General features: G+C 74.3%; 8 protein-coding genes. All 8 read right to left on the bottom strand.

Annotated elements, in window-relative coordinates:
- Positions 1-84: 84 nt before the first annotated feature.
- On the bottom strand, positions 85-1335 hold the full coding sequence (locus ACSNOK_RS27660) for an ATP-grasp domain-containing protein (RefSeq protein WP_436783513.1): 1251 nt from the start codon (positions 1333-1335) through the stop codon (positions 85-87).
- Positions 1332-3137, bottom strand: a complete 1806-nt coding sequence (locus ACSNOK_RS27655; protein ID WP_436783512.1) for a glycoside hydrolase family 13 protein — start codon at positions 3135-3137, stop codon at positions 1332-1334. Before ACSNOK_RS27655 ends, ACSNOK_RS27660 begins: the two co-directional genes overlap by 4 nt.
- Entirely contained in the window at positions 3134-3688 is a 555-nt protein-coding gene (locus tag ACSNOK_RS27650) for a sugar O-acetyltransferase (RefSeq protein ID WP_436783514.1), read from the bottom strand. The genes ACSNOK_RS27655 and ACSNOK_RS27650 overlap by 4 nt, the downstream gene beginning before the upstream one ends.
- Positions 3689-3720: 32 nt before the next feature.
- The gene (locus ACSNOK_RS27645; RefSeq protein ID WP_436783511.1) at positions 3721-4728 is read right to left on the bottom strand and encodes a methyltransferase; all 1008 of its coding nucleotides are present in this window, start codon (positions 4726-4728) and stop codon (positions 3721-3723) included.
- A gap of 239 nt (positions 4729-4967) precedes the next feature.
- Positions 4968-5234, bottom strand: a complete 267-nt coding sequence (locus ACSNOK_RS27640; RefSeq protein ID WP_436783510.1) for a response regulator transcription factor — start codon at positions 5232-5234, stop codon at positions 4968-4970.
- Positions 5231-5968 (bottom strand): HAD family hydrolase, encoded by a 738-nt coding sequence (locus tag ACSNOK_RS27635; RefSeq protein WP_436783509.1) that lies wholly within the window; start codon positions 5966-5968, stop codon positions 5231-5233. The genes ACSNOK_RS27640 and ACSNOK_RS27635 overlap by 4 nt, the downstream gene beginning before the upstream one ends.
- A gap of 34 nt (positions 5969-6002) precedes the next feature.
- Positions 6003-6869, bottom strand: coding sequence for an endonuclease/exonuclease/phosphatase family protein (locus ACSNOK_RS27630; RefSeq protein WP_436783508.1), 867 nt, complete (start codon positions 6867-6869; stop codon positions 6003-6005).
- Positions 6866-7903: methyltransferase (locus tag ACSNOK_RS27625; protein ID WP_436783507.1), on the bottom strand; the 1038-nt coding region annotated here is incomplete at its 5' end. The genes ACSNOK_RS27630 and ACSNOK_RS27625, both read right to left, overlap by 4 nt.

Raw genomic sequence — 7903 nt, 5'->3', positions numbered from 1 at the left:
CCGGGCCGGCGGGCTGGACACCGCGCGGACCGGCTCCTGGGTCTGGGCGATCTCCCTCGGCAGCGGCCTCACCTGCCGGGCGGGTCAGGCGACGTCGTAGAAGTCCGGGCCGTCGAGGTAGCGGACGGTGGCGAGGTCGCGCCGCACGGTCTCCAGGACGTCGTGGCGCAGCTCGACCAGCAGGGGGTAGGTGAGGTCGTTCACGGTCGGCTCGATACGCTCGCCGGGGCGGACGAACTCCCTCACGCCTTCGAAGCTTTCGAGCTTCTTCAGCTCCTCCAGCCGCCGGTAGCCCTTCAGGGTGCCCGCGACCGGGGAGATCATCGGCGCGCCGGCGAAGAAGCGCCGTACCCGGTAGCGGTCCTCGCAGCGGGCGAGGAAGCGGTCGGGGTCGGTGTAGGCGTCGACGGTCCAGTTCAGCTGGGACTCGCCGATGGACGCGTGCGCGTAGTGCGCGAGGTTCCCGCCGCCCATGCGCGCCGCGACCTCGACCACGCAGGGTCCGTCGGGGACCATCCTGACCTGGGCGTGGGCCGGGCCGTGGCGGATGCCGAGGGCGTCCAGCAGTTGCTCGCAGTAGCGGACGACCCGTTCGGTCTCCTCTCCCTCGTACGGCAGGAGCAGCATGCCGTCGCAGAGGTCGAGGACGCCGTTGGCGGTGATGTGGGTGGAGGTCCAGATGTCGCAGACGTGGTGCCGCCCGTCCCTGCTGACCATGTTGACCGCGTACTCGGTGCCGGCCAGATACTCCTGGGCGAGGACGGTGTCGTTCCGCTGGCCGAAGACGTTCTCGGTGCCGACGAGGGAGCGGTAGGCGCGCACCGCCTCGTCGGGGGTGTCGCAGTAGTGCACCCCGTCGCTGCCGGCGCTGCCGACCGGTTTCACGACGATCTTCGTGTTCAGTTCACCGTGCCAGGCCGCCAGTTCGTCCGCGTCCGTGACGAGGAGCTGGCGCGCGGTCCGCAGCCCGGCGGCCGCGATCTTCTCGGCCATGGCGAACTTGTCGCGCCGGGCTTCGCTGCCCGCCGTCCCGTTCGTCGGCAGCCGCAGCCGCTCGCTGAGCAGGTCCGCGAAGGGGACGCCGTACTCGCTGTCCGGGACGACCGCGAGGGGCCGGTAGCGGGAGAGCTCCCGGAGGGTCTCCTCCAGGTCGCCGCGGTGGACGATCTCGGCCGCGCAGCCGGCCGGCTCGACCGAGCGGTAGAGCTGGGGGCGCACGGGTGTGCTCTGTACGTGGACGCACGCGTATCCGGCGTTCCGGAACGCGGCGACGAGGCCGCCGGACAGGTCGGTGGGGCTGGCATCGACGAGTGCGACGTAGCCGTTCTGCGTCATCTCTCTCCTCTGGGGGGCTGTCGTCTGTCGGCCTGCGGCGCCCGGGCGGCCGGGCGCAGCCAGGCGGCCGCGTGCGGTGGGAGCGGGCCGCCGGCGGTCTCCGGTTCGCTCGACAGCAGGACGGTGTGTCCGGCCGGCAGGGGTGCCGGGCGGGCCGAGAAGTTCACCGCGCAGACGACGTCCTCGCGCCGGAAGGCGAGGACGTCCTCCGGCGTGCCGTCCGCGGCCGTGAGCCAGGCGAAGGCGCCGTCCCGCAGGCCGGGGAGCGTCCTGCGCAGGCGGATGGCCCGGCGGTACAGGCGGAGTACGGAGCCGGGGTCCCGTTCCTGGGCCGCGACCGTGCGGTCCGCCCAGTCGTCCGGCTGCGGCAGCCAGGTGTCCCGCCCGGGGCGGGTGAAGCCGTACGGCGGCGCGTCGCCGGACCACGGCAGGGGGACGCGGCAGCCGTCACGGCCGGGGTCGGCGCCGCCCGAGCGCAGGTACACCGGGTCGCGCCGGACGGCCGGCGGCAGGTCCTCGACCTCCGGCAGGCCGAGTTCCTCGCCCTGGTAGAGGTGGACGGAGCCGGGGAGGGCGAGGGTGAGCAGGGCGGCGGCGCGCGCCCGCCGGGTGCCGAGGACCGGGTCGGTGGGGACGCCGGCGGTGACGGTGGCGAAGTCGAACGACGTGTCCCGTCTGCCGTACCGGGTGACGGTCCTGGTGACGTCGTGGTTGCCGAGCACCCAGCTCGCCGGGGCGCCGGTCCGCGCGGCGAGGGTCAGCGCGCCGTCCACGGCGGCGCGGATCCCGGCCCGCGTCCAGGGGCTCTTGAGGAGGGCGAAGGTGAAGGCCGTGTGCAGTTCGTCGGGGCGAAGGTAGCGGGCGAGGCGGTCGCCGTCCTCGATCCAGAGTTCGCCGAGGAGGATCCGGTCGCCCGGGAAGGAGCCGCCGGGGCGGGGAGCGGCCGGGCGGCGGCTCCCCGAGGGGGAGCCGGCCGGGTGGGAGCCCTCCGCATGGCAGCCGTCCCCGTAGGAGTCGGCCACCCGCCGCCACGACCGGTAGACGGCGTGGACGTCCTCGCGGTCGACGTACGGGTGGGTCCCCGCCGGCCGGCCCGGCCCGGTGGGCGCCACGAGGTCCGGCAGGTCCGCGTCCTTGGCCAGCAGGTTGGCCGAGTCGACGCGGATCCCGGCGACGCCGCGGTCGAACCAGAAGCGCAGGACGGAGGTGAACTCCTCGCGCACGGCCGGGTGGTCCCAGTTCACGTCCGGCTGCCCGGGGCTGAACAGGTGGAGGTACCACTCCCCCGGCCGCCCGTCGGCGTCCGTCGTCCTGGTCCAGGCGGGGCCGCCGAACTCGGAGCGCCAGTTGTTCGGGGGCTCGGCGCCGTCCTCCCCGCGCCCGGGCCGGAAGTGGAAGAGGCGCCGCTCCGGGCTGCCCGGGGGTGCGGCCAGCGCGGCCCGGAACAGCGGGTGTTCACGGGACAGGTGGTTGGGGACGACGTCCAGGATCACGCGGAGGCCGAGGTCCCGGGCCTCGCCGATCAGCAGCTCCGCTTCCTCCAGGGTGCCGAAGAGCGGGTCGACGGACCGGTGGTCGGCGACGTCGTAGCCGCCGTCGGCCATCGGCGAGCGGTACCACGGGGTGATCCAGAGGGCGTCGGCGCCGAGTTCGGCCACGTACGGGAGCCTGGCCCGCAGTCCGGCGAGGTCTCCCGTCCCGTCGCCGTCGCCGTCGGCGAAGCTGCGCGGGTAGACCTGGTAGACCACCGCGTCGCGCCACCAGGCGCGCGGGGCCGCCGGGGAGGGTTCCGCCGGGGTCACGGGCGCCGCCCTCCGTCGTCCAGGGTCCGTACGACGCGCGCGGGGTTGCCGACGGCGACGACGCCGGGCGGCAGGTCCTTGGTCACGACACTGCCGGCGCCGACGATGGTGTCGGCGCCGATCGTCACGCCCGGCAGGACGATCACTCCGCCGCCGAGCCAGGCGCCGTCCTCGACGACGATGGGCCGGGCGCTCTCCCACATGCCGTGCCGCAGGGCGGGGTCGTGCGCGTGGTCGGCGGTGTAGAGCTGGCAGCGGGGGCCCATCCGGACGTCCGAGCCGATGGTGATGGGCGCGCAGTCGAGGAGCACGGCGTCGAAATTGATCCGGGACCGGTCCCCGAGGGTGATGAAGAAGCCGAATTCGCAGAGGAATCGCGGGACCACGCGCACGTCCGCCCCGACGGAGCCCAGCAGATCCGGCAGGATCCGGTTTCTCCCGGCCTGGTCCGCCAGCGCGGTGGCGTTGAACCGGTCCAGGAGTTCCTCGCACCGTTTGCGGTACGGGCGGAGGACGGGGTCGTTGGCCGGATAGGGCTCTCCGGCCGCCATCCGGTTCCTCATCTCCTCGAATTCCACTTGTCTCACTCGCCTTTGACGCCGATCACCATGGACTCGGGCCCGGCGAGGTGTTCGACCCGCGTCTCCCGGAATCCGCACTCGCGCAGCCAGGCGGTGCAGTCGGCGCCCGTGTAGTCGAATCCCTCGGGCACCTCCATGTGCATGATGAGGCTGAGGATCAGGCCGATGGCATTGTTCCGGCGTTCGTCGTCGATGAGCGTCTCGTAGATCAGCACCGCGCCGCCGGGCGGCAGGGCCTCGTACGCCTTGCGCAGCAGGACCTTCTTCTCCGCCAGGCCCCAGTTGTGCAGGACGTGGCCGAGGACGAGGACGTCGGCGCCGGGCAGGTCGTCGTGGAAGAAGTCGCCCGCGCGGAACTCGGTCCGGTCTTCCAGGCCGTGCCGCCGCGTGTAGTCGAGGAAGCCCTCGCGGGCGGGCGGCAGGTCGAAGCCGGTGGCGGTGAGGTGGGGGTGGCGGAGCAGCACCCGGACGGGCAGCGCGCCTTCGGCGCAGCCGATGTCGGCGAGCGTCCGGTAGCGCTGCCAGGGGAAGCGCTCGGCGATGGCGTGCGCGGAGTCGAGGCTGAGGGCCGTCATGTCGCGCTGGAAGACGCGCACCTGCTCGGACGTGCGGTAGAGGGACGCGTAGTAGTCGCGGCCGGTCGACGCGCCGTTGAGCGCCCGGCCGGTGCGCAGGACCCCGGTGAGTTCGTCGGCCATGCCGGCGCTGCGCGCCAGGAAGCCGCCGCCGAGGTAGGCCTCCTCCGCGCCGGGGTCCAGGTAGGCCGCGGCGGCCGGGGAGTTCGCGTACCGCTCGCCGTGCCGGTCGAGCAGCCCGAGCGCCGTGAGGGCGTCGAAGAAGTCCGGTGCGACGCGGGGGTGGACCCCGGTGCGCCCGGCCAGTTCGGCGGCCGTGAGGGGCCCGGGGACGAGTTCCCGGAACACGCCGAGTTCGAGGGCGCTCAGCAGGGTCTTGGTCTTCCAGTGGGCCCACATCAGGTCGACGACCGGCTGGGCTGACGTCGTGTCCATCATCATCTCCCCTCACCGCCGACCGGGGGCCGGGATGGTGCTCCCGGCCCCCGGTCGACTCTGCCTGCCGGTGGATCAGCGGTGGCGGTGGAGCAGGATGGAACGGGCCTCGACGGGCTTGGCTGCGAGCTCGATCTTCTTCATGAGGATCTCCTTCTCTTCTGGTGACGGATCGATCGGGCGGCCCGGTTTTCGCGTTCTTCCGTGCCGCTTACGGGAATTACTCTGCCGTCCGCGCGTCAGGCGGCAAAGTCACGGGATTCCGGGACCGGTTCCGCTCGCGGACCGGTGTACTGCGCCGCGCACAGGGCCAGCATCATGAGGTGCACGCGGGTGGTGGCGCCGGTCTTGCCGCGGATGCGCCGCAGATAGGTGTCGACGGTATGGACGCTCAGGCCCATGCGGCGGGCGATCCGGTAATAGGTGTGGCCTTCCGCCAGGTGCACGAGAACTTCGCGCTCCCGTCGCGACAGCAGGGAAACCGATTCCTGGACTTTCTCGATCACAACGTCACCTCACGTTCGTCTTGCGCACCGAAAACGTCATGCGCGCGGAGAGTTTCTTTCGCACCGGGAGCGAGCAGTCGGGGCCGGGTGAAGTCCACCGCCGGCAGGCCGGACACCACGAGGTCGGCGGCCGTGTGGTCGAGGTCGCGGGTCAGGGCGGTGGGAACCGCCACGACCGTCATGCCGGCGGCCCGGGCGGCCGTGACGCCGGTGAGCGAGTCCTCGACGGCCACACACCGGGCCGGCGCCGCGCCCAGGGCGGCCGCCGCCGCCAGGTACGCGTCGGGCGCCGGCTTGCGGCGGGGCACGTCGTCGCCGGTGACGACGGCGTCGACGTACCGGTCGAGTCCGTAGTGGCGGAGCCACCGGCGTACCCAGGGGCCGTCCGACGAGGACGCCACGCCCAGGCGCAGCCCGGCGGCGCGGGCCTGTTCCAGGACGTGGGGCAGGCCCGGCAGCAGGCGGACGTGGTCGGGGGTCATGAACACGTCCCAGTGGGCCGCCAGCCGGCGCCGCAGCAGGGCGTCGTCCGGCGCCCCGCCGCCGTACCGGTCGCGCAGCCGGGCGAACAGCCGGGGGTAGCCCTCGGGCCGCCCGCAGACCTCGCGGGCCCACAGCGCGCGCGGCAGCGGGACCCCGTACTCGGCGAACAGGGCCTCGCACGCGAGGAAGTCGGGGCGGACGGAGTCCACCAGGGTGCCGTCGAGGTCGAAGATCACGGCGTCGTGGCGCACAGGGCACCGCCTTTCGGGAGGTGGACGGGGCCGGTCACCCGCGGCGCAGCCGGACGGTCACCGGCCGGTGGTCGGAGGCGGGCGGGCGGCCGTCGCGCGGCGCGGGCCACGGGTCGGGGGCCGCGTAGCCCGCCAGCCGGGGCACGAGCGAGGGGGACAGCAGGAGGACGTCGATGCGGCGCTCCCCCTCCGCCGGCGGGACGGTGCCGAACGTCGGCGAGCGGTCGCCGAGGTGGGCGCCGGCGTCGACGAGCAGGGGGTCGGCGGGGTCGCCGAGGAGCGTCCGCAGCGGGGCGCGGTCGGAGCGGCCGGTGCCGTCGAGTAGGTGGTCGGCCCGGCGGTGGACCGGGACGCGGCTCCAGTCGGGCTCCGGGTCGCCGGGCGGCAGGCTGTTGGCGTCCAGGCCGGCGACCAGCGGCGGCAGCGCCGGGTCCGCGTAGTGGCGCAGGTGGTCGGCCTCGATCCGGCGGCCGGTCGGGCTGAACGGGTCGAGGTGGGCGACGAGGACGCGCAGCGGCGTGCTCCAGCCGGGGAGCCGGAGGGTGACCAGGCCGTGGCCGTGCCAGTGCGCCAGCTCGGGGCCGGGGTGCTCGCGGTCGACGCACGCGATGTCGCGCTGCCAGAAGACGGCCTGGTGGCAGCCGGTCTTGGCGGGGAACAGCGTGCCGTCCATGCCGAAGGCGGCCTTGGCGTCCTCGAACAGCCGGCCGCCGTCGCGGTGCCAGCCCCAGCCCTCCGTGGTGAGCAGGACGCGCGGGCGGAGGGCGGCGACCAGCGCGCACTGGGCGTGCCACCGCTCGTCGCGGCCGTGCAGCCGCTCGATGCCCGCCTCGTACAGGTTCCAGAACATCAGCGTGTCGGTTCCGGCCGGGCCGGGTCCCGCGGGGTGGGTGGCGGTCATTTGACACCGACCACCATCGAGTGGGGGCCGTCCAGGCGCTCCTCGTAGGTGTCGCGGAAGCCGGTGCGGCGCAGCCACTCGCGGCACTGGGCGCCGGTGCAGCCGGAGCCGCCGGGCCGTTCGGCGTGCGCCATGAGGCTGAGGAGGAGGGCGGTGCCGTCGCCGGGGGGCTCCTCGGTGACGAACGCCTCGTAGACGAGGACGGCGCCGCCGGGCGGGAGGGCCGCGTACGCCTTCTCCAGCAGCCGCAGCCGCTCCTCCTCGGTCCAGTCGCGCAGGATGTGCCCGAGCACGACGACGTCCCCCCAGGGGAGCGGGTCGCTGAAGAAGTCGCCCGGCCAGAACGCGGCGCGGTCGGCCACTCCGAGGCGGGCGACGTAGCGTTCGAACCCTTCGCGGGCGGGCGGCAGGTCGAAGCCGACGGCGGTGAGGTGGCGGTGGCGGAGCAGCAGCCGGCCGGGCAGCGCGCCCTCCGCGCAGCCGACGTCGACCAGGCTGTCGTAGCGGTGCCAGGGGAACCGCTCGGCGATGGCCCGGGCCGGGCCGGTGCTGAGCGCGGTCATCGACCGCTGGAAGGCGCGGGCGGAGCCCGCCGTGGCGTACGTCCCCGCGTAGAAGTCGCGCCCGTCGCGCGCGCCGCCGGGCGCCTTGCCGGTGCGCAGGACGCCGACCAGGTCGTCGGCGGCGCCGGCGCACTCGGCGAGGAAGGCGTCGCCGAGGTAGTCGGCGGGTTTGCCGGCGTCCAGGTACTCGGCGGCCTCGGGGGTGTCGGCGTAGCCGCCGCCGGTGCGGCGCAGCAGGCCGAGCGCGACGAGGGTGTCGAGGAAGTCGGCGGCCGGGCGGGGGTGCAGGCCGAGCCGGTCGCGCAGGGCGGCGGCGGGCAGCGGGGCCGCGGCGAGCGCGGTGAACACGCCCAGTTCGACGGCGGCGGCCACGGTCTTGGTCTTCCAGCGCGCCCAGAGGAAGTCGGTGACGGGCTGCGGGGAAATCACGGGAGCCTCCGGTTCTCCGGTGCGGGTGGGGTGGGCTTCGGC

It is taken from the genome of Streptomyces sp. URMC 126 (genome assembly GCF_051386555.1).
In the GTDB taxonomy this organism is placed as follows: Bacteria; Actinomycetota; Actinomycetes; order Streptomycetales; family Streptomycetaceae; genus Streptomyces.
Note: the sequence above shows the minus strand (reverse complement) of the source record. Positions and strands in the feature narration are given on the sequence as shown.